The 25,049-nt window shown below is 37.2% G+C and carries 25 protein-coding genes; 6 read left to right on the forward strand and 19 right to left on the reverse strand.

Features of this window, described 5'->3' with window-relative positions; translation table 11 throughout:
• Window positions 1-571 precede the first annotated feature (571 nt).
• Window positions 572-1,111 (forward strand): hypothetical protein, encoded by a 540-nt coding sequence (locus EKM66_RS05750; RefSeq protein ID WP_164505059.1) that lies wholly within the window; start codon window positions 572-574, stop codon window positions 1,109-1,111.
• Window positions 1,112-1,154: 43 nt separating this feature from the next.
• Here the strand turns inward: EKM66_RS05750 and EKM66_RS05755 are convergent, their stop codons facing one another.
• Window positions 1,155-1,616 (reverse strand): NUDIX hydrolase, encoded by a 462-nt coding sequence (locus EKM66_RS05755; RefSeq protein WP_125762529.1) that lies wholly within the window; start codon window positions 1,614-1,616, stop codon window positions 1,155-1,157.
• 25 nt (window positions 1,617-1,641) lie between these two features.
• Window positions 1,642-3,009, reverse strand: coding sequence for an FAD-dependent oxidoreductase (locus EKM66_RS05760; RefSeq protein WP_225426565.1), 1,368 nt, complete (start codon window positions 3,007-3,009; stop codon window positions 1,642-1,644).
• Between the two features lie 80 nt (window positions 3,010-3,089).
• Between EKM66_RS05760 and EKM66_RS05765 the strand changes: the two genes are divergently transcribed.
• Both EKM66_RS05765 and EKM66_RS05770 read left to right on the forward strand, forming a co-directional pair.
• On the forward strand, window positions 3,090-3,782 hold the full coding sequence (locus tag EKM66_RS05765; protein ID WP_125762533.1) for an EAL domain-containing protein: 693 nt from the start codon (window positions 3,090-3,092) through the stop codon (window positions 3,780-3,782).
• 105 nt (window positions 3,783-3,887) lie between these two features.
• A complete protein-coding gene (locus EKM66_RS05770; protein ID WP_125762535.1) occupies window positions 3,888-4,700 on the forward strand; it encodes a Cof-type HAD-IIB family hydrolase in 813 nt (270 codons plus the stop codon).
• Window positions 4,701-4,752: 52 nt separating this feature from the next.
• Here EKM66_RS05770 and EKM66_RS05775 read toward each other — a convergent pair whose 3' ends face one another.
• The 3 genes from EKM66_RS05775 to EKM66_RS05785 form a co-directional block, all read right to left on the reverse strand.
• On the reverse strand, window positions 4,753-6,141 hold the full coding sequence (locus tag EKM66_RS05775) for a DUF4097 family beta strand repeat-containing protein (protein WP_164505060.1): 1,389 nt from the start codon (window positions 6,139-6,141) through the stop codon (window positions 4,753-4,755).
• Between the two features lie 2 nt (window positions 6,142-6,143).
• Window positions 6,144-6,488: a PadR family transcriptional regulator gene (locus EKM66_RS05780; RefSeq protein ID WP_125762539.1), complete on the reverse strand. Its 345-nt coding sequence runs from the start codon at window positions 6,486-6,488 to the stop codon at window positions 6,144-6,146.
• 182 nt (window positions 6,489-6,670) lie between these two features.
• Entirely contained in the window at window positions 6,671-7,147 is a 477-nt protein-coding gene (locus EKM66_RS05785) for a GNAT family N-acetyltransferase (RefSeq protein WP_125762541.1), read from the reverse strand.
• A gap of 122 nt (window positions 7,148-7,269) precedes the next feature.
• Between EKM66_RS05785 and EKM66_RS05790 the strand changes: the two genes are divergently transcribed.
• Both EKM66_RS05790 and EKM66_RS05795 read left to right on the forward strand, forming a co-directional pair.
• A complete protein-coding gene (locus EKM66_RS05790; RefSeq protein ID WP_125762543.1) occupies window positions 7,270-7,554 on the forward strand; it encodes a hypothetical protein in 285 nt (94 codons plus the stop codon).
• A gap of 188 nt (window positions 7,555-7,742) precedes the next feature.
• A complete protein-coding gene (locus EKM66_RS05795; protein ID WP_125762545.1) occupies window positions 7,743-9,335 on the forward strand; it encodes an L-lactate permease in 1,593 nt (530 codons plus the stop codon).
• Window positions 9,336-9,380: 45 nt separating this feature from the next.
• Here the strand turns inward: EKM66_RS05795 and EKM66_RS05800 are convergent, their stop codons facing one another.
• From EKM66_RS05800 to tyrS, 9 genes are all read right to left on the reverse strand, one after another.
• The gene (locus EKM66_RS05800) at window positions 9,381-9,974 is read right to left on the reverse strand and encodes a GNAT family N-acetyltransferase (RefSeq protein WP_125762547.1); all 594 of its coding nucleotides are present in this window, start codon (window positions 9,972-9,974) and stop codon (window positions 9,381-9,383) included.
• Window positions 9,975-9,977: 3 nt separating this feature from the next.
• On the reverse strand, window positions 9,978-10,160 hold the full coding sequence (locus EKM66_RS05805) for a hypothetical protein (RefSeq protein ID WP_125762549.1): 183 nt from the start codon (window positions 10,158-10,160) through the stop codon (window positions 9,978-9,980).
• Between the two features lie 177 nt (window positions 10,161-10,337).
• On the reverse strand, window positions 10,338-11,363 hold the full coding sequence (locus tag EKM66_RS05810) for a quinone-dependent dihydroorotate dehydrogenase (protein ID WP_125762551.1): 1,026 nt from the start codon (window positions 11,361-11,363) through the stop codon (window positions 10,338-10,340).
• Between the two features lie 2 nt (window positions 11,364-11,365).
• Window positions 11,366-11,995 carry an orotate phosphoribosyltransferase gene (gene pyrE, locus EKM66_RS05815; RefSeq protein WP_318530620.1) on the reverse strand — a complete coding sequence of 210 codons (630 nt, stop codon included), beginning with the start codon at window positions 11,993-11,995 and terminating at the stop codon, window positions 11,366-11,368.
• Window positions 11,996-12,003: 8 nt separating this feature from the next.
• Window positions 12,004-12,696, reverse strand: a complete 693-nt coding sequence (gene pyrF, locus EKM66_RS05820) for an orotidine-5'-phosphate decarboxylase (protein ID WP_125762554.1) — start codon at window positions 12,694-12,696, stop codon at window positions 12,004-12,006.
• Window positions 12,697-12,715: 19 nt separating this feature from the next.
• Window positions 12,716-13,990: a dihydroorotase gene (locus EKM66_RS05825; RefSeq protein WP_125762556.1), complete on the reverse strand. Its 1,275-nt coding sequence runs from the start codon at window positions 13,988-13,990 to the stop codon at window positions 12,716-12,718.
• Complete coding sequence (locus EKM66_RS05830; protein WP_318530619.1) at window positions 13,947-14,915, reverse strand: aspartate carbamoyltransferase catalytic subunit; 969 nt, start codon at window positions 14,913-14,915, stop codon at window positions 13,947-13,949. Before EKM66_RS05830 ends, EKM66_RS05825 begins: the two co-directional genes overlap by 44 nt.
• A 272-nt stretch (window positions 14,916-15,187) precedes the next feature.
• Window positions 15,188-16,618 carry a Na+/H+ antiporter NhaC gene (gene nhaC / locus EKM66_RS05835; protein WP_125762560.1) on the reverse strand — a complete coding sequence of 477 codons (1,431 nt, stop codon included), beginning with the start codon at window positions 16,616-16,618 and terminating at the stop codon, window positions 15,188-15,190.
• A 27-nt stretch (window positions 16,619-16,645) separates the two neighbouring features.
• Window positions 16,646-17,890, reverse strand: a complete 1,245-nt coding sequence (gene tyrS / locus EKM66_RS05840) for a tyrosine--tRNA ligase (protein WP_125762562.1) — start codon at window positions 17,888-17,890, stop codon at window positions 16,646-16,648.
• Between the two features lie 623 nt (window positions 17,891-18,513).
• On the opposite strand from tyrS, the gene EKM66_RS05845 reads away from it, so the two are divergent.
• Window positions 18,514-19,071 (forward strand): histidine phosphatase family protein, encoded by a 558-nt coding sequence (locus tag EKM66_RS05845; protein ID WP_125762564.1) that lies wholly within the window; start codon window positions 18,514-18,516, stop codon window positions 19,069-19,071.
• A 69-nt stretch (window positions 19,072-19,140) separates the two neighbouring features.
• Here EKM66_RS05845 and yihA read toward each other — a convergent pair whose 3' ends face one another.
• From yihA to EKM66_RS05870, 5 genes are all read right to left on the reverse strand, one after another.
• Window positions 19,141-19,722, reverse strand: coding sequence for a ribosome biogenesis GTP-binding protein YihA/YsxC (gene yihA / locus EKM66_RS05850; RefSeq protein WP_125762566.1), 582 nt, complete (start codon window positions 19,720-19,722; stop codon window positions 19,141-19,143).
• Window positions 19,723-19,776: 54 nt separating this feature from the next.
• Complete coding sequence (gene clpX / locus EKM66_RS05855) at window positions 19,777-21,030, reverse strand: ATP-dependent Clp protease ATP-binding subunit ClpX (RefSeq protein WP_125762568.1); 1,254 nt, start codon at window positions 21,028-21,030, stop codon at window positions 19,777-19,779.
• Window positions 21,031-21,176: 146 nt separating this feature from the next.
• Window positions 21,177-22,463, reverse strand: coding sequence for a trigger factor (tig, locus tag EKM66_RS05860; protein WP_125762570.1), 1,287 nt, complete (start codon window positions 22,461-22,463; stop codon window positions 21,177-21,179).
• A gap of 202 nt (window positions 22,464-22,665) precedes the next feature.
• Entirely contained in the window at window positions 22,666-23,856 is a 1,191-nt protein-coding gene (gene tuf, locus EKM66_RS05865) for an elongation factor Tu (RefSeq protein WP_125762572.1), read from the reverse strand.
• Between the two features lie 206 nt (window positions 23,857-24,062).
• The gene (locus EKM66_RS05870) at window positions 24,063-25,013 is read right to left on the reverse strand and encodes a tetratricopeptide repeat protein (protein ID WP_125762574.1); all 951 of its coding nucleotides are present in this window, start codon (window positions 25,011-25,013) and stop codon (window positions 24,063-24,065) included.
• Window positions 25,014-25,049: the final 36 nt, after the last annotated feature.

Here is a 25,049-nt window from a genome sequence, read left to right on the forward strand (position 1 = left end):
CCTTAGCTAGTGATTCCGACTACTACGGCTCACAGTGGACTTTCACCACCAAGTTAGCGCCCATGCCGGGCGCACTGAGGAACGTCTTCAGCCTTGGTCTGAAGACTCGCTTTTGAACTCTGCACAAACCCGCAGATTTCAAAAGTCGTCCTGTGCTGTAAGAACGACATGCTGTCGTCCTAACACCACTGCCACTGCTGGCATTTATTTTCAACCTCCGGCTTGTTTGTCAGCCGTTATCTGTATTTAACTAATCTGTAAAAATATTGATTGACCAACAAAATAATTAAAATTACTTTTACGAGGAAAACGAGTAACCTTCTCCAATTTCAAACAGAACCGACAAAAAAACGGAGGTCAAAAAATATTTAACCAGCCGTGCAAGTGGCGAAGCCACAGGACGAGCTTTAAGATTGGCGAAGCAAAGCTTAAAGTCGAGCTTCGAGACCAAGGCTCGAAGCGGTCCCACGGCAGGTTAAATATTTTTTGACCGGAGTAAAAACAAATTTCTATTTGTGAAAACGGTTCCATACAGCTACAATTAAAGTATCAGAAAAATATGGGTGATAGAATGAATAGCACGATTACATTTGGTAGAGAAATAAATCATGGACCTTTGTTCAGAAGTATTTTAATCAGCGCAATCTTGGGAATAGCCAGTTCATTTATAAACTACAAAGCTGGAATAACAATTTTTTTAGTGATTCTTTTTGTACTGCTCTTCATTTACTACCCTAGCTATTTGCCATTGCTATATGGCTATTGGGTATTGGAGAAGCATGGAATCACCTACTACGATATGAATTCATATCGTTCAAAGTTAAAACTGATTTTTGTAGCGAAGCAATCCAGTTTACAATTTATAAGTTATTCTGAGATTCACGACTTCCACGTCAAAACTGAAAATGAGACTTACACAGCAACGGATATTACATCGTTCAAAAACAAAAGGCAGTCTCACTTTGTCTGGTTAAGGAAGCCTCTGAACTTAGAGATTCAGCTTAAGAGAAATAAAATTGATTTGGACATGTCTTGGGATCAAGTGCATGACAACAAGAATATTTCGGCACGAATTATGCATGTCGCTGATGTTCTAGAAACTAAAATATAAAAAATAGGTTCGGTAAGGATGAATTTCATCCATATCGAACCTATTACTTTTTACTATCAAAATATTTTCTAGCGGCTTCCAACATATCAGCATTTTGCTGATTTAATAGTGGAGGTAAATTATCAAGTGGGAAATACTTAAGGTCAAGTGTTTCATTGGTGGCCTCAGTTAATTCATGTCCACCAACCTGTTTTACAAGATACAACCGAGAAATGACCTGGGTTTCATCCCCATTAGGATACTTTGTAAATCCTTGGTCGAATATCCCGAGTGGTTCAACAATCTCGACATCAATTCCAGCATCTTCTTTATACTCTCTGACACAAGCTTGTTCAAACGTCTCACCATATTCGAGATATCCACCTGGCAAACTCCAATTGTGAGTATCGGTTCGAAGATTCAGTAAAACTTCATTAGCACTATTAACCAAAATTGCTCCAGAAGCATTTAGAATTATTGGACGGTGACCAACGAGGCTGCGTATTTCTTGGATATAATTTGCCATAGATAAAGATTCCTTTCAAACAGAATTAAGTACGTAAATAACCGTGTTCTTGGTCGACAGCTTTTTGACCAGCCAAATTCAAATAATCAAAGGTATTGTTGAAGTTTGGTGAGAATAACATATCAACCATAGCTAATTGATCAATTGTTCCACCATATTGCATCAATACTGATACAGCATTAGCGGCCTGAGAAACATCGTGTTCACACATTAATTGAGCACCTAATACTTTGCGTGTGTTCTTATCATATACTAATTCGACTGTAACTGGATATGAGTTCGGCATAAAGTCAGGACGATATGGTCCTTCATAAACCACTTTGGCAGCATTAAACTGAGCCTTTTTAGCCTGAGCTAATGTTAATCCAGTACATGCTACAGTATAGCCAAAAATACTCATTCCTGTAGTTGCTTGAGTACCGATAGATCTAAGTCGGCGCTCAAATACATTGATTCCAGCCAATGCTCCTTGACGAACCGCATGTGAAGCAAGTGGTGAATACATTGTAGAATTAGTTGGATTGAAGTGAATAACAGATGCATCCCCAGCAGCCAAAATATCAGGGTTTGACGAATACATATAATCATCAGTAATAATAGCTTCATTTTCAGCCATATCAACCTGTCCTTGTAACAGGTCAGTCTGAGGTATCATTCCAGAAGTAATAGCAGCCATATCAACTTCAAAATCATCACCAGTCGTTCTAACTAGTAAGTTACCTTCTGGAGTATCTTCAAAGGCACTGACTTTTGTTCCCGTAATAACGTGAACACCTTTGGAAACTAATATCTGCAATATTTTTTTAGACAAATCAGGCTCAACATATCTGTCGAGTAAATCTGGTGTCTTTTGGATAAGCCAGACTTGATGACCTGACTTGATATACCCCTCGGCCAGTTCAACTCCGACATATCCTCCACCAATAATGGCGATATTCTTCTTTTTCTTTGTATACTGACAAAGATCGTGGGCTTGATCATATGTCTTGCACAATAGAGCCTTGGGATTCTCAATCCCAGTAATTGCTGGTATAGCAGTTATAGATCCAGTGGCCATAATCAACTTATCATAAGTTGTGGTCTCCATCTTCTTAGTCTTCAGATCCTGAACCAACAGAGAATGAGCAGCGGCGTCAACTTGAATGACATCATGGTTGACCTCCATCTTTACCCCTTGCTTAATAAAATCGTCTGGCTCGACGTATAGAGCATCGGATAATGCCCTAACTGTACCTTCGATATGTAAATACGTTGCACAGGATAAATAAGAAATATTACTTTGTCGTTCATAAACTGTGATTTCGGTACCAGGATAATTCTTAATGATTTCCCTAACAGCTGCAATTCCAGCATGCGTACATCCAATAACAACAACTTTCATGAAAATAATCATTTCTTTCTATCATTTATTCGATAATTATAGTATACTGTTGTTCTTCTGAATTTTAAACAATATATCATGGAGGTATTTTATTGAATCCAACTTATCGTTACTTTGTTCAACCTCAAATAGACGCCAAAACTAATACCATTATCAGTTACGAATTATTGATGAAACAGTTAACACCAGACGGTTGGCGTCTACCAGAATCGTTCACAGCAATTGATCCTCAGATCGTTGCTGACTTATTGATTGAGACTACAAAAGTTCTTTCCATTAAAGTTCGTCGATGCTCCATAAATGTGAGCCGTGAACAACTTATGACAACTACAATAGCCAATGCCATTATCAAGAGTCAAGAACAATTATATCCTACTAAGTTAATTGTCGAATTGACCGAAGAAAATGGTGCTCGTGATTATACTGTTGCCGAACTTTTACCTCAATTGAGAGCCTTTTTGGATAAGGGTATGCAAATCTCACTTGACGATGTTGGAACAGGCGATAATTACTTCCAGGAGATACAAGAGTTACTTCCCTTCGCTTCTGAATTGAAGTTTGCACTACAAAACTTTAACAAGAAGTTCAAAGATCCTAAGATTCAAGAGAAACTACATTTCTGGCATGCAATCAGTATAGAATACGGTTTGCGTTTGGTACTTGAAGGTATTGAAGATCATGCTGACAACAAGCTCAGCAACGAACTCGGTATCAAACTTAAGCAAGGATACTATTTCAGTAAACCTCAACTTCTAAGTTTGCCACAAGATGCTTCCATAATCTAAACAGAATTTTACAACCACGATCAGTCATTTTGACAATCGTGGTTTTTTATTTTTCTAAACATTTCGCATATAATAGTTAGTAAACGTCTTACTGAGGAGAATCCAATGAGTTACAAACTAATTGCTATAGATATGGACGATACACTGCTCACTACCCAAAAATCTATTTCTGATAAAAACAAAGAAATGATCAATCAAGCCTTACAAAAAGGTATCAAAGTAGTACTTTGTTCAGGTCGAACACATAATGCCATCATAAATTACACAAATGAACTCGGTATCACTGGAAAAGACCAATATATGATCACCAACGGTGGTGCAATCATTGAGAATATGGATCAAAAGATTCTTTACCATAATTCATTAAGCAACTCATTCTATCGTGAATTCGTGGACTTCGTTAAAGCACATCATCTTCACTACAATGTCGTTGACGAAAATGCCAAAACATACACTAGTCACGAAGATTGGTTTGACAAATATACTATTACTCAGGCCTTTGAGAACGACGGTGGATTATACATTAGAGAACCAGACCAGCTTCCTGATGACTTTGAAATCATCAAAGCCATAATCAATGGTAATAAGGACGAGCTAGATAATATTTCATCCCTAGTACACGAAACTTTTGACGATAATTACTTTGTAGTTAGAACTGGTGTCGGATTCTTGGAGGTCTTCCCTAAAGACGTCAACAAAGGTAATGCTGTCAAACATTTGGCAGAAATCTTGAAGATTGATTTAAGTGAAGTCATGACTATGGGCGATCGTGATAATGATATCCCTATGTTAAAGATTGCTGGAAAAGGTGTCGCAATGGAAAATGCACAACCTGCCGTTAAAGAGGTCGCTGATTATATAACAACTGATAATAATCATGATGGCGTTGGTAATGCCATCGAAAAATTTGCTCTATAAACCTCAAAAAAAAAAAACGATATGCGGAAGTAATTCCACATATCGTTTTTTTTTAATATAATTTAACAACTCCTGATGCTGTCTTACCTTTAACTGTATATTTTGAATCATTTCCAACGTGACCATCTTTAAAGTCGCCTGTATCATGATTAAAAATTGCATTCTCAGGTGCACGGACAATACCACTCTTAGATTGAAGATCAAACTTGTAGTTATCCATATTCATCGTAATTTTGACAGCCCCACTATGTGATTCTACATTGAGATCACCTGTCAATTCATCGACACTAAGTGCCACTGTTCCAGAGTGACTCTCGATTATTCCACTACCACATAATCTGTCACCACGGACTGACCCACTGTGAGCTTTGATCTCGAATTCACGACCTAGAACCTTATCGATCTTAATAGTGCCGCTATGTGCGATCAATTGTAGTACATCGTCAGCCTTGACGTTTTCGATTCTAAGCTTACCTGACTGTGATCTTGCCGAAAAGTTAGCAACTGAAATGTTATTAAAGTAACCATTGCCACTATTAATTGTTGTCTTAAGGGTTCCAACGTTACTGATCCCATTAACTTGCAGATTTCCTGAGATAGTTGAGACTCTCATATCTCCAGCAAAACTCCTAGGAATCAGAATCTGTATTCTGACACGTAGGTGTAAGAACTTAGGATAACGTCCCTGTGCAACTATCAAGGTGCCACCATCAGTCTTAGTTCTAGCATAATAATCTGGATTATTGCGAGACATATATTCTCTAACAATCACCTTATCACCATCGGTTGGTAAAATTTTGACTGTCGCACTGTTATAGGAAATGTCCATTCGTTGTATATCATCAATATCAAACAATAGCTCATTGACCAAATCGAGTGTTTCAACATAAATCTCAGTGTCAACATGGTGATCGAATTGTTCATCAAACTTAGAAAAAGTATCATGAACTTTGTTTTTATTCTGATCAAAATTGATACCACGACCATCAATAGTCATATTACCAAACTTCACTCCATTTTCATCAGCGCTGAAAACACGACCCTCACCGATCGTTACACCTGTTCCATCAGCTTTGAATGACTTCCCATTATTGATATAAACACCAGTTTTATCAATTTTTAACTTTTCTCCACCATCGACTATGATGCCAGATTGATTAATATCAATGTGATGACCATCATTTGCGTGAGCATTTTCCTTAGAATCATCATTATCGTCGTGCATTACCTCATCGATCAACTCGGTAATTTCTCCAAATTCTGCAAAGGACTCTTTGACAGCATCCTCTTCAGACTTTCCTTCTGCAACTTTATCTTCAGCGGAAGCAATCAAATCTGACTTTAACTCTTCAACTAACTCATGAATATCTGGTGTATGAGGATAATCCTCAAAAATCTCTGTTAAGCGTTGCTTTACCAAATCCACAATTTTTTCATTCATAATTATTGTTCGATCCTTCCTAGAATTAAGTCGTCGATCACATGCTTGGCAAAATTCCATTCCTTCACATTATTCTTCAAAGTTTCCTTACCTTGATCGGTTATCTTGTAATATTTGCGGCGACCGCCTTGACTCTCGTCACCCCAGTAACTTTCAATATCACCGTTTTTTTCAAGTCTTCTAAAAACCGTATAGAGTGTTGCTTCATTTAACTCATATGCTTCATGACTCAATTGTTTGATTGTCTTTGCAATCTCATAACCGTAACTATCATTTTGACTTAATATATTCAAAACGATGGTTGTCGTATGGCCACGAATAATATCTTTTGAAATTATTGGTTGCATAATTAGACTTCCTTTCGATAGCTATAATGTATCATCAACTACTGTGCGTGTCAAAGTAATTATTTTATTTAAGTAATAAAAAAGAATAAGTTGTAGTGTAAATACGCAGTAAAACACAACTTATTCCGTTACAAGATTTCTTTAAGTTATACTCAGAGGTCAAACGTATTTTGTCAGGCCCTCTAACGTAACTTCATTGTTAATCTGACCATATCTCGGAGAATGAATCCATCAAATGTTAGTGCATCTTCAATTACTTTCTTCGGATAGTTATTGATGAAGAAGTCCTTATCGATCCAAGACATTCTGAATCCAACTTTTTGATATAGGTGCAGTTGTTGATAAGAGTTACTACCAGTGCCTATTTCCAAAGTTGAATATCCCGCAGTCTTGGCTGCCGCAATCATTTTGTCTAGAATTTGTGTTCCAATTCCCAGATTCTGTTGTTCAGGTGCCACAGCAATGTTCACAATTTCCAAGGTTTCTGGTCTAGTTGGAAGCAGCGCTACTATTCCCACCAATTTGTCGACATTTCGTACTTCAAAGACGGTTGAACGCGTAATATAACTATCGACCATCTTCTTATATGGATCAGCGTCCAACAATAATTTGTAATCATCCTCAGTAATTTCTGTCACTTGATTAAAAACTAAATCCATTTTTATTCCCCTTGTATTATCTTAATGATTTTAATGTACGCCAATCTTAATAATTTGTAAAAAACAATTGTACAAACTATAATCTGGCTTATAGTTACGAGTGTGTTTCATGGAGGTGCAGCATGAATGAATTTACAGATTTTTGTGATTGGTATACAAACTATTTTATTGAAATCAATACTGACCCTGCCAATTTGATCGATCCAAGAAATATCGAAGGAATCGAAAAGTTAGGGGAAATTTCCACTAATGAAACTAACAATAATTGGCGGCTCAAAAGTAAAATGCCTGAAAAAGAATTACATCACAGTTTGAGTAAAATACTACGTTCCCAAACTAAAATTGACCCCAAAACTGAAATGATTCTGACAAAAGGTATTGACGGTGGACCCATGCCCATTTCATAAATAAGTGCGACAATCGTTATCGTTAAAGTTCCCTTAAAAAATACAATATGATAAAATATTAACTATTGAGAAACATAAAAATGAATAAATTCTTTTTGATAAATTGAAGCTTCGAAGTATTTCTCTCCTGTATGGAAGAATTATTCGAGGCTTTTTTAAAAGGCATTGTTCAACTTGGAGGAACCGGAATGATTTTTGTTGCCTTATCGGCTGTTATTTTACCAATGATTCTACTAGGAATATTGAATCTCCCTGCTACTAAAGGGATGTCTATCAGTGCCATTGTCGTCATGATCCTAGGAGCAGTCTTTTGGAAAATGCATACCAAAATCCTTCTGGCTTCGATTTTACAAGCAATTCATAAATCATTACCAATTATCTGGATATTATTTGGCGCTCTGATAATGCTTCGTACGCTTGAACACACTGGCGCCATCACCAGGATCAATATTGGATTTGAGAAGTTATCATCTGATATGAGGGTTCAAATAATTCTAGTTGCTTACTTATTCGGTGGACTGATCGAAGGTGTGTCAGGATTTGGAACTCCTGCGATGGTTACCGCTCCACTGATGATTGCCTTAGGATTCTCGCCTATCGCGTCAGTCACGCTGGCATTGATTGCCGACTCGACTCCAGCAGCCTTTGGAGCTGTTGGAACTCCACTTACAGTTGGATTAAGTAACGTTAGTGAAAATACCAACTTTTTGAACAGCATCGGAAAAAGTCTGACATCGATCGATTTATTTGCCGGTTCATTAATGCCAACCATGCTGGTGTTCTTATTAGTATTTTTATTCGGTAGCTCAAAAGAACCACGTCTCAAAGAATGGTTACAGTTCATCCCCTGGACACTTTTCATCGGAATATTTTACAGTGTGATGGCATTGATGACTGCTACATTCGTAGGTTACGAATTCGTATCGATTCTTGCACCATTCATTACTATCATCGTTGCAATCATTACTATTCGAACAAAGTTCCTATTACCCAAGTCAAGTTTCACTAATCCTTGGACACTGAAAGATTCAACTGGTCAAAAAGAAGAAACCTCTGACATGTCGCTTTTAACAGCCTGGTCACCATATATTCTAGTCGTTCTACTCTTATTACTATCAAGGACAATTCCTGCACTCAAGTCATTCATGACTTCTGTTCTAAACTTATCATGGACAAATATTCTTGGGATTAAAGGGTTGAATTCTGACTGGGAATTTTTATACTCACCAGGAACAATTCTGACTGTTGCCGTGTTATTAGGATTGTTGATACAGGTCAAATCACTTAAGAGCTTCATTCCAACATCAATCAACGTTATCAAATCAATGAAGAATACCGCAATTGCCCTGATTGTTACCTTGATCATGGTTCAAGTGTTCACTAACTCTAACTTTAACAGCGCCAATCTTGAAAGTATGCCAATGTATATTGCCGGATTCGTATCTAAGTATTTCTCTGCCGGTTGGATATTCATAGCACCATTCTTAGGCGCACTGGGAGCATTTGTTACTGGTAGTTCAACCGTTTCAACATTGACATTTGCGCAGATTCAATCTGACATTGCCAATAACGCCAATATTCCCCAGCAAGTTGTTCTAGCTGCACAATTAATTGGTGCCGCCGCCGGTAATATGATCTGTGTTCACAATATTGTTGCCGTTAGTTCACTAGTTGGATTGAGTGGACAAGAAGGAACCATTTTGAGAAAGACTCTTGCTCCTTCATTACTCTACTGTTTACTAGTAGGTATCATTGGATTTGTATTTATATCATTAGGTTAAAAGACAAAAATAATAGGTCGACATCCCAATCACTGAGATGTCGGCCTATTTAGATTTAAGTAACTGAATTACTTCTTTAGTTTGTATTGCCATAAATTTGTCACCTTTAATGTTACCCGTTCCATCATTCACATCTAAAAAACCGTACTTTCTATAATACGACTGTGAATCACGTATTGAATCGACGGTAAATAAACAAATACCAATCTCCAGAGAAATATGATTGACCATTTTAAATATTTGTTGCATCATAACTTCTCCAAATCCCAATCGTTGAAATTCATGATCAATGGCAAACCAAATCATATCAACGGTTGGGAGTTCAGTATTCCTACCAATAGTCGGAACATTGTCCTTATTCTTTTTAAAGCTATTATAGACTCTTTTACTACCTGCACTTAAGGAAAAATAGCCTATTATCTTATTATTTTTTTTCGAAATAAAAATAAATGTCTGCATAATATCTCGAACGGCATAATCCAAAGCATTATTCGTTAAAAACTCATTTATTAATTCATAATCCTTTTTAGGATTACTATATTTCCCAATATTTAAATTATCAGGAATACAGTTAAAATCTGACAAAATAATATTTTGTGAAATATCTTTAATAGATTTAATTGTCCAATTGTTGATCATATTCTAGGAATACTTTTGCTTACCAATTTCAAAAGCAACAAATCGCGACTTTTTATTGTTACGCAACCTTTCTGATATAGCTTGTAATTCTTTATTTCTCTCGCTTGTTTTAGGTGCAAATGCAATCTTAGCCCAGTCAGAATATTCATATTTATCGTTATTTGGTTCTAAGGAATTTCTATTCATTTTTATCTCCTCATCAATGTAAATGTGGTAGTTTGATGTTTACACGTAAGTGTATATGGTTTACTTTGAAGTGTCAATTTACTTCAAAAGTATAAATACACATTAATTGAATAATTAATACCAAATAAAAAATAAGTAATGATCTACGCAATCATTACTTACTTTTAGAAGTATTCCTTATTTCAAATCATCAATCATTTGTTTCTCAGACAAATAACGATTAATTTGTTCAATCATAGTTGGTCCGTTATAAATGAATCCCGTGTAAACCTCTACTAAGGTCGCACCAGCTTCTAGAGCTGTTTTTGCATCTTCTGGAGTAAACACACCACCAGAATAAATAATTGGCATTTCTGGGAACTCACTATGTACTAACTTAGTCATAGCAATAGATGTTTCAAATAGTGGTTTACCGCTCAATCCACCATTTTCTTTTTTGTTGTCAGATACCAGTTCGTCACGTTTCATTCCACTAGTATTAGTCAAGATCACACCGTCAAGCAATCCTTCTACAGCATGTAGTGTTTCAATAAGTTCGGCTGTATCAATATCATTTCCAAACTTACAGAATACCGGTTGTTCAATATTTAATTCCTTGATACCTGTCAGGATCTCAGTTAATAATTCAACATGTTGCAATGTAGCAACACCTTTTTGATTAGGACAACTGATATTCAGCGCAATGTAATCTGCCTGATCATGAATATCTTTGACACTCTCTACCATTTCAGCAACTTTTCCAGCATCATTCAAGCCGTGACTTGGCGCAATACTCAAACCAATCTTCACATCATTAGCGGGATGTTGTTCAAGTCTTGCTTTGGTGGTCTCGATACCATCGTTATTCAAGCCCATACGATTAATGATGGCATTATCTTCAGGCAAACGAAAAATACGTTTCTTTTTATTTCCCGCTTGAGCCTTCTTAGTAACACTACCAACTTCAACGAATCCAGCACCTAGTGCACCAAGACTGTTATAAAATTCAGCCTTCTTATCAAATCCGGCAGCAATACCAATTGGTGAATCAAAAGTTAGGTTCTTAATTGTAACCTGCAAGTTAGGACGTTTCTTTGTATAGAATATTTTTCGTAAAATATTAGAATTGTCATTGAATAGCTTCAATCCATTAGCCACCAAATGGTGGTCAACTTCGGGATCGATTGCAAAAATCATAGGTCTTGCAAGTTTGTATAAGTCCATTATTATTTGCCCCAACTTTCTGGTTGTTTATACCACTGCTTTAGTAGTTCCATGTCACTTGCTTCAACATAATTCTGTTCTTGAGCGACTTCGATCATTGTTGGGTAATTTGTCAATGTAACTAATTTTGTTTCAGCATCATCAAAGTTCTTAGTACTTTCGGGTAAATTGTATGAGAATATTGCAGCCGTTCCAATTACTTCTGCTCCAGCTTCACGAACGGCCTTAACAGCCTTCAAAATACTGCCACCAGTTGAAATCAAATCATCTATCAAGACAACTTTGTCGCCTTTTTTACAGCGACCTTCGATTTGACCCTTTTTACCATGGTCTTTAGGTTGAGCACGAACATAGTTCAATGGTAAGTTCAAAATATTTGCGACACCTGTAGCATGTGGAATACCGGCAGTTGCAACACCACCGATAACTTCAACTTCTGGATATGTCTCTTTGATCAAATCAGCCAAGTCTTTAGCAATTTGTTGGCGAAAATCTGGATATGCAATAGTTAAACGATTGTCCGTATAAATTGGTGCATGGATTCCACTAGCCCAGATAAATGGACTCTTTGGACTGAGCGTTACCGCCTTAATATCCAATAATTCACTTGCAATATTCTTTGATACATCGATTTTATCCATTATTTATTCCACTCCTTAGAAATATTTTGATATGCTACAAATCCGTTATCAGCTTGTGTAATTGGACGTCCAACGACGATTCCATCACTTCCCAAGACACGTGCTTTAGCAGGTGTCGCAACACGTTTTTGATCTCCCACTTGAGCTGATTTTGGTCTGATACCTGGAGTAATACATAGAAAGTCATCACTAGTTGCTTCTTTGATCAAAGGTACCTCAAGTGCTGATGAAATAACTCCATCGGCTCCATTATCAAAAGCTAGTTTTGCTAAATGAGTAACGTAGTCTTGAGATTTAAGTGGAACTTGTAATTCATTAGCTAGTTCTACTTGTCCTAAAGATGTCAGTTGTGTCACCGCCAAGAGTTTTGTATCAGTTCCATCTAATCCTTCTTTGGCAGCAGCAATCATCTCTGCACCACCACTGGCGTGAACAGTTAACATTTGAACATCCCATTTAGCAATCATCTCGCAGGTTCTACGAACTGTATTAGGAATATCATGAAGTTTCAAATCCAAGAAAATATTGTATCCACGGTTTCTCAAACTTCTAACAAATGGATAACCGAATTGACAGAACATTTCCAATCCAATTTTGACGAACAATTCGTCATTCTTAGGAAATTGACTCAAAAATTCAATACACTCGAAATCATCTGCAAAATCTAACGCAACTATTACTGGCTTTTTCATTACTCCTCAGTACCTCCAATTATTCTGAATAAACATTTTCTCCATTTACATAAGTCTGCTTGATACGCCCGAAAACATCCCAATCTTCACCAACAAATGGCGTATTAAAACCTTTGGACAAGAAATCACCTTGTTCAAAATGATATTCTTCATCCAAATCTATAATGGTAAAATCTGCTGGCTTATCTAATTCAACTTTGCCAGCTTCAAGACCAAATATCTCAGCTGGTCTCGTTGCCATGAGATAAACTAACTTCTCAACTGTCATTACGCCGCTCTTGACGAACAATCTATACATCAGTGGAAATGACGTTTCTATCCCAGTTATTCCAAAGGCACTCTTTAAGAATCCCTTATTCTTTTCATCTTCTGCATGTGGTGCATGGTCAGTCGCAATCATATCGATCGTTCCATCCAGTACACCTGCAATCAATGCCCGTCGATCTGATTCAGATCTAAGCGGAGGATTCATCTTGAAATTGGCATCATCATCTTTGATGTCTTCATCGCTCAGTAACAAGTGATGTGGCGTAACTTCACAGGTTACGTTGATTCCTGCATCCTTAGCGATTCTAATCAGGTCCACACTGTCCCTAGTTGAAATGTGACAGACATGATAATGTACACCTGTTTCCTTGGCTAGCAACAAGTCTCTAGCAAGCTGTGAGGTTTCCGCAACTCGTTCAATTGCTGGTAAACCTAATCTCGTTGCAGTATCTCCAGCGTTGATCACACCTTTGTTGAACAAGTTTTGATCTTCAACGTGTGCTGCTAAGTGACTGCCTATCTGAGCAATCCTTTGCATAGCATTGAACATCGTCTTAGCGTTGTTGATTCCATGACCATCGTTTGAAAAGGCGAATGCTCCCGCAGTTGCTAGATCTTCAATTGGACTAAGCTTGTCTGACGTTTCATCCAAAGTTATTGGCGCATACTGCAACAAGTTAATCTTGGATTGCTTATTTAATTCCATTTGGTGCTTGAATTTTTCCACACTATCAGGTACTGGAGTGACGTTAGGCATCGCTCCAACTGTTGTGAAGCCACCATGTGCAGCGGCAGCACTACCAGTTTTGATTGTCTCTTTATGGACCTGACCAGGTTCTCTGAAGTGAACATGTACGTCAACTAATCCGGGAATAACCAAGTTTCTTTCGGCATTAATAACTTCATCAGCTCTACTGCCAATAAATGGTGCAATTTTGACAAATTGACCATCATCGATCAATACGTCACTATTAATTAGTTTATTATCGTATAGCAGCTTGGCGTTCTTTATTAATTTTGTTGTCAATATTGTCTCCTTCTAGTACCGCTTCGATCATTGCCATTCTGACAAACACACCATTTTGCATTTGTTGGAAAATATATGACTTATTACACTCAACCACGTCGTCAGCGATTTCTACTCCACGGTTGATTGGAGCTGGATGCATGATCATCGCATCTGACTTCATCATGTTTACTCGTCGCATATCCAAACCATACTTATTGAAATAGTCTTCTTTAGAGAAGTTCTTGTTTTCTTCTGAACTTAATCGCTCATGTTGGACACGCAATAACATGACAATATCCATTTCTTGGCAAAGCTCATCGACACTCATATGTGGTCCAATTTCTTTGAATTCTTCTGTGTACCATGAATCTAATCCACCAAAGCTCACATCCGCACCCAATCTTGTTAAAATTTCAGCGTTTGAATGTGCTACTCGTGAATGACTCAAGTCTCCGACAATTCCGACTTTTAAACCTTCAAAATGACCGAAGTGCTCATAAATCGTCATTAAATCTAGCAAAGATTGTGAGGGATGTTGTCCAGTACCATCCCCACCATTGATGATATGAATCTTCATATTATCGTTAATTAGTTTTTCATAATATTTATCTTCTGGGTGGCGAATGACAGCAACACTTGCTCCAATACTCTCAACTGTTTTGACTGTATCGTACAGGCTTTCACCCTTTGTAACTGAAGAAGTCGATGCATCAAACATTACTTCTTTCATTCCCAATTTCATTTCGGCAACTTGAAAACTTGTCTTAGTTCTCGTACTGTTCTCAAAAAACATATTGATGGCAAACTTATCTAAACCAATATCTGATTCCTTTCCAGCTTTGAAATCAATGGCTGAATCCATGAGGCTATAAACCTCTTCATTTGATAATTGTGACATTGAAAGTATATGTTTCATTGTTTTCCTCCAAATTAAAAGGGACACTGTCAGATTCAGTGTCCCAAAGTTGGAGTTTCATATATTACGCCTTTGGGATCTCACTGGATCCGATTAAAAGTGATCTTTTATTTTTAAGTTACCCGAAAACCGTCTATAACTTTGCAGGCCTCTCTGGACTTGTTTAAAAGTTTTCGTTGGAAATACTATATGTTAATTAGTATAAATCGTCAAGTTGAAAATCATTTTTGAAATAATAAAAGCGACTATCAAAGTTATCATACCAACTTGAATAGTCGCTTTTATTTTATTATTAATAACTAATTATTAATTGTTATTGTGTCTTCAACAAAAGGGAGTTTACTCTTACTTGCCTCTGAGTCTTTCATATAGTTCTTACCAAAGACAAATGCGAATATAACTGTCAATAATGGATTCATCCACACATAGAATGCAAACGGAATGAATGCGAATGGACTTACTCCAAGGATTCCTGAAATGAAAATACCACTTACACCCCAAGGAACCAGAGCGTTAATATCAGCACCACCACTTGCTAGAACACGTGATAAGTATTGTGGTTTGATACCAAGCTTTTTGAAATTACCACGGAAAGTTGTTCCTGGCAAAATAATCGAAATGTATTGTTCACCAACTAAGAAGTTAACACCGATAGCACTGATCATTGATGCGGTAATCAATTTACCAGGTGTATTTACCTTATCGCTAAGTTTGCCAATTAAATTATCGACAACACCAAGTTTGAGTAATACACCACCCAGTGTCAAAGCGACCAAGATTAATGAAATACTGTCCAACATACTTGAAACTCCACCACCACTGACAATTGCATTGATCTGCTTGTCAGATGAATTAAGTTTGAATCCTTGCATGATAACGGTACTGATTGTCTTAAATGATGTGTGATTGATGAACATGTCCATGATGATTGCCGTCAGTGATCCACTCAATAAAGTTGGAATAGCTGGAACTTGCATAATAGCACAACCAATCAGAACAATGATCGGTATAAGCATCCAAGGTGAAACAAAGAAGTTAGCCTGCAATGCATTGATGATGTGATGAACTGAACTCATATCAACTTGTCCATTACTGTGACCGATGAATAAAAAGATAATAGCGGTTATTGCTGCAGAGATCAAAGCAGTGTGGGAAATCGTTCTAATATGACTGAAGACATTTTTAACGCCCGCAATTCCAGTAGAAAGATTAGTTGTTCCAGAAAGTGGTGACATATTGTTACCAAAGAGTGATCCAGAAACAATTGAACCTGCTGTAAGAACAGCATCAATACCCATAACTTGACCAATACCCATGAAAACAATTCCTAAAGTAGAAATTGTCGTAAATGAACTACCTACAATAACTCCGACTAAACAACAGCTAACAAAAACTGTGAATAAGAAGAAACTGGGATTAAGTATCTCTAATCCATAAACCATAATTGTTGGAATAACGCCTGAAATCAACCATGATGCAACCAGAACACCGATCATAACGAAAATTATCATTGGGATAATTCCTGGCTTAACACCATCAACGATTCCTTCTTGTAACTCCGACCAACTAAAACCACGAAGCTTACCGTAAAATAGCAATAATGTAAATGTTAAGAGAATCGGAACCTGTGGTGTCATACCGAAACCGATCATCATCGTCCCGAGTAATCCAAACATCACTACCATTACTATTAAACTTTCAATTGTGCTTAGTCTTTTTTCTTTTTTCATATTTATTCATCGCCCTAATTAAATTTTTTATTTAATTTTGGCTAAGAAGTACTTTTTCTTACCACGACGGATAACGATGTATTTACCATCAAATGAATCTTTAGGGTCAATCATTTCTGTTGTATCAGTTAGTCTTTCCCCGTTAATTCTGATAGCACCGTTTTGAATATCTTCACGAGCTTGACGTTTTGATTTGTCTACATTTGTGGCAATCAAGAGATCTACTAAGTTGATTTCATCTGTTGAGATTTCTTCACTTGGTACACCATGGAAGGCTTGTGCAACTTCGTCTGTAGTAAGAGCTTGAATTTCACCTGAGAAGAGTACTTCAGTAATTTTTTCTGCTGTTTTGAGTGCTTCTTCTCCGTGAACAAACTTAGTAACTTCTTCTGCCAAAGTTCTTTGTGCTACACGTTCTTCAGGTGCTGTCTTAACTTTTTCAGCTAAGGCTGCGATTTCATCTTGATTTAAGAAAGTGAATTTCTTAAGAAGGTTAATTACGTCTTTGTCATCTTGGTTAAACCAGAATTGATAGAATTCATATGGTGATGTCTTTTCAGCATCAAGCCATACGGCTCCACCAGCAGTCTTACCAAATTTTGTTCCGTCAGCTTTGAGCAACAATGGGATAGTCAATGCATATACTTCAGCATCTGAACCTTCAGCCTTGTGAATCAAGTCCAACCCAGCTGTAAGATTACCCCATTGGTCACCACCACCAACTTGTAACTGAATATCATGTTCACGATAGAGTGTTAAGAAATCTAGTGATTGCAAGATTTGATAGGTAAATTCTGTGAAAGAAATACCTGCTTCCAAACGACTTGAAATAATTTCCTTACCTAACATTGTGTTAACATTGAATAATTTTCCATAATCACGTAAGAAATCTAGGATTCCGATTGGAGCTGTCCAATCATAGTTGTTAACCATTGTGAAGTCCTTGAAGATTCTCTTAGCTTGATTACTTAGAGCCTCAACGTTGTGGTTGACTTGGTCCATAGTTTGCATTGGACGTTCAGCCTTCTTACCACTTGGATCACCGATTGAACCAGTTGCTCCACCGATAACGATATATGGATGGTGACCAGCGTCACCAAAACGTTTCAATGTCATAAATGGAAGTAAGTGACCAATGTGCATTGAGTCTCCTGTTGGATCCATTCCGCAATAAAGGGAAATGTCTTTCTTGTCGACTAACTTTCTCAAGCCCTCCTCATCGGATTGTTGGTTGATCAAACCACGCCATGAAAGTTCATCAATAATGTTCATCTAAATATCCTCCTATTATTTTGCCCGAGTCGCTGGGAATAAAAAAAGCGCCCCTGCAGTATATGCAGGGACGCTAATTGCGCGGTACCACCCAAATTCAGATAACTAAGTTATCTGCTCTTTACTCCAGTAACGTTGGACACGAAATTTCAACTTGGTATTTTATCAGATTACCCTGCATGACTCGCACCAACCGTCAATTCTCTTAACACTCAGGTAAATGATTACTTGTTGTGAAGCTGAAATTTAATTTATGTATATGATACTAACAGACGTTCAAAATATTGCAAGTGTTTTTCATTAAAAAGTTCTAATTGATGTATAATATTTCTAATTTAATTATTGAGGACGTGCTGTTATGCTATTAGAAAACTTTGACAACCAAAAAAATGAAATCATTCAAGCAATGCAAGAACTCTGATTGTGACTTCGTGGATATGGAAACCTCAGCCATCATTGCTTGGAGTAAATTCAGAAAAGTTAGCGCTTACCCTTTCTTTACAACCGCAGATAATTTAGACTCAAGTAAGTGGGATCTTCGATCCGATTTTGCAACACAAATACCTGCTGCATTGGAAGCAGCCTTTTGCATTGCTAGAGAGATTATTTAGAGGGTGGAACAAATGAGTAAGACTTTATATTTGATGCGCCATGGACAGACTTTGTTCAATATCAGACGCAAAATTCAGGGATGGTGTGATTCACCATTAACCGATGTTGGTATAGAGCAAGCCAAATCAGCTGGAAAATATTTTAAGGACAACAATATAACATTCGACGAAGCATACTGTTCAACTGCCGAACGTGCCAGTGATACTTTAGAGCTTGTTACTGATATGCCGTATAAACGGCTTAAAGGACTTAGAGAATTTGGATTCGGGATGTTTGAAGGTGAAAGCGAGGACTTAAACCCTCAGTTTGATCCATACAAGCACTATGGAGACTTCTTCGTTCAATATGGCGGAGAGGATAGCATGGACGGTCAGAACCGCTTTAATGGCACTGTAGAAAACATTATGAACAATGCCGACAATAATGACAACGTATTGATTGTTGCTCACGCAGGAGTGATAACCGCCTTCTCGACTGAGTGGTACAATCCCGTTAAGCTGCACGAAGATGGATTTACAAATTGCAGTATCTTAAAATTCACCTACGACAATGAAAAGTTCCAACTTTGAACAATTAATTAATCCAACAACAAAATAACGCCACCTTGAGGTAAATTCCTCAAAGTGACGTTATTTTTATTACATATGAGCTTCGATCCAATTCCAAACTTCTTCTTTACCGTATTTAGTTTCGGCACTAAATAATTGTAAATTATCTGTTTGATTGATCTGCATAGTCTTAGTTACCTTGCTAATTGCCTTATTCCACTGATTACGCTTGATTTTATCCATCTTAGTAGCAACGATCAACGTTGGAATGTGATAGTAGCTGACAAACTGATACATAGAAATATCATCGTCACTTGGTTCGTGACGTCCATCAACCAAAATAACTACGCCTTTAAGCACATGACGAGTTGTAAGATATTCTTCGATCATCACTCCAAACTCTTCACGTTGCTTCTTAGAAACTTTTGCGAATCCATATCCTGGAACATCGACCAGATATAATTGATCTTCAATGTTATAAAAGTTTAGTGTCTGGGTCTTACCAGGCGTACTAGACGTTCTCGCAAAGCTTTTACGATTTATAAGTGTATTTATCAATGAAGACTTACCAACGTTAGAACGGCCTAATAAGGCTATTTCTGGGTATCCTTCGTCTGGGTATTGCTTAGAACTAACTGCACTCAAGTTCATAGATACATTATTTACTTGCATAATTCACCTCAATGTAAGTATTCTATCATAATTCCCATAAAAAAAGGCCGCCTACTAGGCAACCTCTCCATCTTTAAGAATCAATTCCGGTTTCTTAACTTTACGAACTGCATCCTTAGTTACTTTGATACGTTCAATATCATCACGACCAGGGACATCAAACATAGTATCAAGCATTGTTTCTTCAACGATTGAACGTAACCCACGGGCACCAGTATTGCGTTCGATCGACATCTTAGCAATTTCTCTCAATGCTCCATCTGTGAATTGTAGTTCAGCACCATCGAGTGACAATAATTCTTGATATTGTTTGATCAATGCATTCTTAGGTTTAGTTAGAATATTTACCAAATCATCTTCAGTAAGTTTCTCTAACGCAGTAACAATTGGAATACGACCGATAAATTCAGGAATAATACCAAATTTCATCAAGTCTTCTGGGATAATTTGTTGCATCAAACTCTTTTCTTCGTCAAGTGACTTAGATTCATTTTGTTCAGCACCAAATCCAATTGTCTTATCGCCTAAACGATTCTTAACAATTTGTTCAATTCCATCAAAAGCACCACCAACGATAAACAAAATATTTGTTGTATCAATTTGGATAAGCTCTTGTTGTGGATGTTTTCTACCACCCTGTGGCGGTACACTAGCAATTGTTCCTTCAAGAATCTTCAAGAGTGCTTGTTGGACACCTTCACCTGAGACATCACGTGTGATTGAAACGTTCTCGCTCTTCTTAGAAATCTTGTCGATTTCATCAATATAAACGATACCGTGTTCAGCCTTTTCGACGTCAAAGTCGGCGTTTTGCAATAATTTAAGTAAGATGTTCTCAACATCTTCACCAACATAACCAGCTTCAGTCAATGTTGTGGCATCAGCAATAGCAAATGGTACTTTCAAAATACGAGCTAACGTTTGAGCTAAGAAAGTTTTACCTGAACCAGTAGGTCCGATTAAGGCAATATTACTCTTTTGAAGTTCAGTGTCACCGTCTTTTGAATGTTCCATCTTATTAATTCTCTTATAATGATTATAAACAGCAACTGAAAGCGCACGTTTGGCATCAGTTTGGCCAATAACATAATCATCAAGAATTTTCTTGATTTGTAATGGTGTTGGGATGTTATCTAGATTCAATGGAGCACTATCTTTCAATTCTTCATCGATAATCTCTTTACATAAATCAATACATTCGTTACAAATGTATACGCCAGGTCCAGCAACGATTTTTTTAACTTGATCTTGAGTCTTTCCACAGAAAGAACAACTGATTGTACCTGTAGTTTCTGTACTATCAAACATATGCATATTCTCCTTCAATAGTTCCGATACTTTGAAAGTCTAGCATTTAAGCTGGTGCTAGTAAAGTAATTAGTTTAGAGAGCGTGTAAGACTGCCAAATTCCAAAAAAAAGAGACCTAACGGTCTCTTAAATCTAATAATCGAAATTATTTTTCTTCAGCAGAATCAACAATCATTTGGATTGCATTCTTAGCTGCAATATCATGAGCCAACATGTCATCTGTTAATGCGTTTCTAACAGCTTTTTCTTCCATGTTGTATTCATCAGCCAATGACTTGATTTCAGCTTTGATTTCGTCTTCTGAAGGTTTGATACCTTCCTTAGCAACGATTGCTTCGATAACTAAGTCAGTCTTAACACGTTCTTCAGCATCTTTAGCAAATTGCTTCTTCAAGTCGTCTTCGCTTGTACCTGTCATTTGATAGTACAACTTAGGATCGATACCTTGACGTTGCAAGTTAGCCATGTATTGGTTCATTTGGTTATCAACTTCAGTGTCGATCATTGCTTGAGGGATCTCGTCGATCTTAGCATTCTTAACAGCAGCAGAGATTGCTTCTTCTTGGATAGCATCTTCAGCAGCTTGTTTCTTTTGATCCTTCAATTCGTCATGAATCTTCTTCTTAAGATCTTCAAGTGTGTCAACATCTTCGTCAACATCCTTAGCAAAGTCATCATCTAACTTAGGTAATTCCTTTGTCTTAACTTCATGAAGTTGTGTCTTGAAGATAGCATCCTTACCAGCTAGTTCTTTAGCTTGGTAATCTTCTGGGAATGTAACTTTAACGTCAACGTCTTCATCAGCACTGTGACCGATCAAAGCATCTTCGAATCCAGGAATGAATGAGTTTGAACCTAATTCTAGTGAGTAGTTTTGTGCACTACCACCATCGAATTCTTTACCATCAACTGAACCAACATAGTCAATAACAACTGTGTCGCCCTTTTCAGCTTTACCATCTTTAAGAACTAATTCAGCTTGTTGCTTTTGTAGTTCTTCAAGACGTGCATCAACGTCAGCCTTCATGACATTACGTTTTTGCTTCTTAACTTCTAGACCTTTGTAGTCACCAAGTTCAACTTCTGGTTTAACAGTGATTGTTGCACTGATAGCCCATGGTTGACCTTTTTCCATTGAATCAACTGTAATTTGTGGTTGATCAACTGGTTCTACACTAGTTTCAGAAACGGCTTTTTCATAAGCATCTGGTAGAACACTGTTCAAAGCATCTTCATAAAGTGCTTCTTCACCGTACATACGGTTAAAGATTTGGCGAGGAACGCGGCCCTTTCTGAATCCAGGAACGTTCAAGCTCTTTTTAACACGATCAAAGGCAGTATCTAAGCCCTTCTTAATTGTGTCTTGGTCAATTTCAAATTTTAATTCACCAGTATTATTTTCTTTTTTTGTAAATTTAGCCTTAGCAGACATTTTATCCCTCCGGTATATTTCACGATCTCATACTTTGTAATATTACCTTAAAACAGCAACATTGTAAATATTTCACGCTAATTCTAAGTCTTTTTAGACAACTCCATAGTATTATAGAATACTTTGACCCGTTTTGTACAAAAAATCTATAAAAAAAGAGTTGAGACAATGTCTCAACTCTTTTTAAACAGTCTCAAAGAGATTAGTCTAAGATTTCTGTAACAACACCAGCACCAACAGTACGTCCACCTTCACGAACAGTGAAACGTGTACCACTTTCAATGGCAACTGGAGCAATCAAGTCAACTTCAAAAGTAACTTGGTCACCAGGCATAACCATTTCAACGCCATCTGGTAATTCGATAACACCAGTAACGTCAGTAGTATGGAAGTAGAATTGAGGACGGTAGTTTGAGAAGAATGGAGTATGACGTCCACCTTCTTCTTTAGACATGATATAAACTTCACCCTTGAACTTAGTGTGAGTTTGGATTGAACCTGGCTTAGCAAGAACTTGTCCACGCTCTACTTGGTCACGGTTAATACCACGAAGAAGAACACCAACGTTATCTCCGGCTTCACCAAGATCCAATGTCTTACGGAACATTTCTAGACCAGTAACAGTTGATTTTTCAACTTCTTCTTTCAAACCAACAATTTCAACTTCATCACCGACTTTAACTTCACCACGGTCGATACGACCAGAAGCAACAGTACCACGTCCAGTGATTGTAAATACGTCTTCGACAGGCATCATAAATGGCTTGTCTGTTTCACGTACAGGAGTTGGGATATATTCATCAACGACATCAAGTAGTTCTTCAACATGCTTGATTTCCTCAGGATCGCCTTCAAGAGCCTTCAAAGCTGATCCACGGACAACAGGAGTGTCATCACCAGGATAATCGTATTCTGAAAGTAATTCACGAACTTCCATCTCAACAAGGTCAACAAGTTCGTCATCATCAACAAGGTCAGTCTTGTTCAAGAAGACAACGATGTATTCAACACCAACTTGGCGAGCCAATAGGATGTGTTCACGTGTTTGTGGCATAGGACCATCAGTAGCAGCAACAACAAGGATGGCACCATCCATTTGTGCAGCACCAGTGATCATATTTTTAACGTAGTCAGCATGTCCTGGAGCATCAATATGTGCATAGTGACGCTTTTCAGTTTCATACTCAACGTGAGCTGTATTGATAGTAATCCCACGTTCCTTCTCTTCTGGGGCCTTATCAATATCAGCGTAATCTTCAGCCTTAGCTAAACCTTTATCAGCTAAAACTTTTGTGATTGCGGCTGTAAGTGTAGTCTTACCGTGGTCAACGTGACCAATTGTCCCAATATTTACATGGGGCTTAGTTCTCTCATAATGTTCTTTTTCTGCCATTACAAAGAATCCTCCTAAAATTTCATTTCATAAGATTTATCCAAAGAAAATGTTCTTTAGATGGCTCTTTACTGAAAAATTATACTACTTTCAGAGGCGAAAGCAAAGTAATTCAGTATAACTCGCCTACTAAAAATATACTCTTTGGATTATACGGGGCGCAGCCAAAATTGTAAATACTATTAGTGAAAAAAGTTTACATAATTTCACTGTTGAAAGGTATTAATTAAAGAATCAAACCTTTTTATCCATTTTTTAACCTTTGGAAGCTCCGGATTGTCTCCTACTTGAGACTCATCCAGTAAACCATACCGCAAAAGGAATACTTTTGTCCAGAGCGTAGGTGTTTTTATAATTTCTTCTCCAAATGGATACACCATTGCAGCATATAATGACAATTCACTACGCATATTATCAAGTTGCACTTCATTTTCACTATCAACTAGGATCTTTTCCAATTCATCACACATTTCCAAATAAACATCAGTTGACAATATAGGCTTTAGCTTCGATGGATTAAACTTTTTATTTTCACCATAAAACGAAATGTCCATATTTTCATCGATACCAAGCTTAAAAAGATTCTCGACAGTTTCACTTTTTAACAACGGGTGTAACAGCGGATTATCTAATAAAATTTGAGCACTTTTTAAATAACTCTGATTATCAAATTCTCTCAAACTACGAAGTAGTTGTATTTGATCAATAACTGGTTGTGTGACGATAGAATTCAGTGACGCTTCAATCTTGTTCATACGAGGCTTAAACGAACGATTATGACGATTTTCAGACAATTGAACACGATTACCAAATTCATCTATAAATGCCTTTTTAATTGTCGAAAGTGGATTCGTTGCATAGAAATAAAGCATCTGGTTTGCCAATAAATAATCATTATTTTCAATAACAATATCAGTTGCTAGTCCAGCTGCTTCTGGGTCACTCAAATAATAATTGAAATAATCCAAAATAACTGCCTCTGCTTCATCAGCTCTTTTAGAATTCAGCAAAGAAGCGGCTAATCCTTGATTAATCGCAAAAGATTGCTCTATTCCATAGGCTTGCGAATACAAATCAGTAGCATCATCCCAATTACCCTTGTCAAATGCCTCTTCTGCTTGATCCAATATACGTTTTAAATTATCTGAGTCGTCCATAAAGTACCTCGTTATAATAATAGATCGACCGAAGTC

The organism is Companilactobacillus hulinensis, assembly GCF_003946555.1.
Taxonomy (GTDB): Bacteria; Bacillota; Bacilli; order Lactobacillales; family Lactobacillaceae; genus Companilactobacillus; species Companilactobacillus hulinensis.

Bases quoted from the DNA above. Each gene is read 5' to 3' on its own strand.
- EKM66_RS05750 (WP_164505059.1), top strand. From the start codon at position 572: ATGAATAGCACGATTACATTTGGTAGAGAAATAAATCATGGACCTTTG.
- EKM66_RS05755 (WP_125762529.1), bottom strand. From the start codon at position 1,616: ATGGCAAATTATATCCAAGAAATACGCAGCCTCGTTGGTCACCGTCCA.
- EKM66_RS05760 (WP_225426565.1), bottom strand. From the start codon at position 3,009: ATGATTATTTTCATGAAAGTTGTTGTTATTGGATGTACGCATGCTGGA.
- EKM66_RS05770 (WP_125762535.1), top strand. From the start codon at position 3,888: ATGAGTTACAAACTAATTGCTATAGATATGGACGATACACTGCTCACT.
- EKM66_RS05775 (WP_164505060.1), bottom strand. From the start codon at position 6,141: ATGAATGAAAAAATTGTGGATTTGGTAAAGCAACGCTTAACAGAGATT.
- EKM66_RS05780 (WP_125762539.1), bottom strand. From the start codon at position 6,488: ATGCAACCAATAATTTCAAAAGATATTATTCGTGGCCATACGACAACC.
- EKM66_RS05785 (WP_125762541.1), bottom strand. From the start codon at position 7,147: ATGGATTTAGTTTTTAATCAAGTGACAGAAATTACTGAGGATGATTAC.
- EKM66_RS05790 (WP_125762543.1), top strand. From the start codon at position 7,270: ATGAATGAATTTACAGATTTTTGTGATTGGTATACAAACTATTTTATT.
- EKM66_RS05795 (WP_125762545.1), top strand. From the start codon at position 7,743: ATGATTTTTGTTGCCTTATCGGCTGTTATTTTACCAATGATTCTACTA.
- EKM66_RS05800 (WP_125762547.1), bottom strand. From the start codon at position 9,974: ATGATCAACAATTGGACAATTAAATCTATTAAAGATATTTCACAAAAT.
- EKM66_RS05805 (WP_125762549.1), bottom strand. From the start codon at position 10,160: ATGAATAGAAATTCCTTAGAACCAAATAACGATAAATATGAATATTCT.
- EKM66_RS05810 (WP_125762551.1), bottom strand. From the start codon at position 11,363: ATGGACTTATACAAACTTGCAAGACCTATGATTTTTGCAATCGATCCC.
- pyrF (WP_125762554.1), bottom strand. From the start codon at position 12,696: ATGAAAAAGCCAGTAATAGTTGCGTTAGATTTTGCAGATGATTTCGAG.
- nhaC (WP_125762560.1), bottom strand. From the start codon at position 16,618: ATGAAAAAAGAAAAAAGACTAAGCACAATTGAAAGTTTAATAGTAATG.
- tyrS (WP_125762562.1), bottom strand. From the start codon at position 17,890: ATGAACATTATTGATGAACTTTCATGGCGTGGTTTGATCAACCAACAA.
- EKM66_RS05845 (WP_125762564.1), top strand. From the start codon at position 18,514: ATGAGTAAGACTTTATATTTGATGCGCCATGGACAGACTTTGTTCAAT.
- yihA (WP_125762566.1), bottom strand. From the start codon at position 19,722: ATGCAAGTAAATAATGTATCTATGAACTTGAGTGCAGTTAGTTCTAAG.
- clpX (WP_125762568.1), bottom strand. From the start codon at position 21,030: ATGTTTGATAGTACAGAAACTACAGGTACAATCAGTTGTTCTTTCTGT.
- tig (WP_125762570.1), bottom strand. From the start codon at position 22,463: ATGTCTGCTAAGGCTAAATTTACAAAAAAAGAAAATAATACTGGTGAA.
- tuf (WP_125762572.1), bottom strand. From the start codon at position 23,856: ATGGCAGAAAAAGAACATTATGAGAGAACTAAGCCCCATGTAAATATT.
- EKM66_RS05870 (WP_125762574.1), bottom strand. From the start codon at position 25,013: ATGGACGACTCAGATAATTTAAAACGTATATTGGATCAAGCAGAAGAG.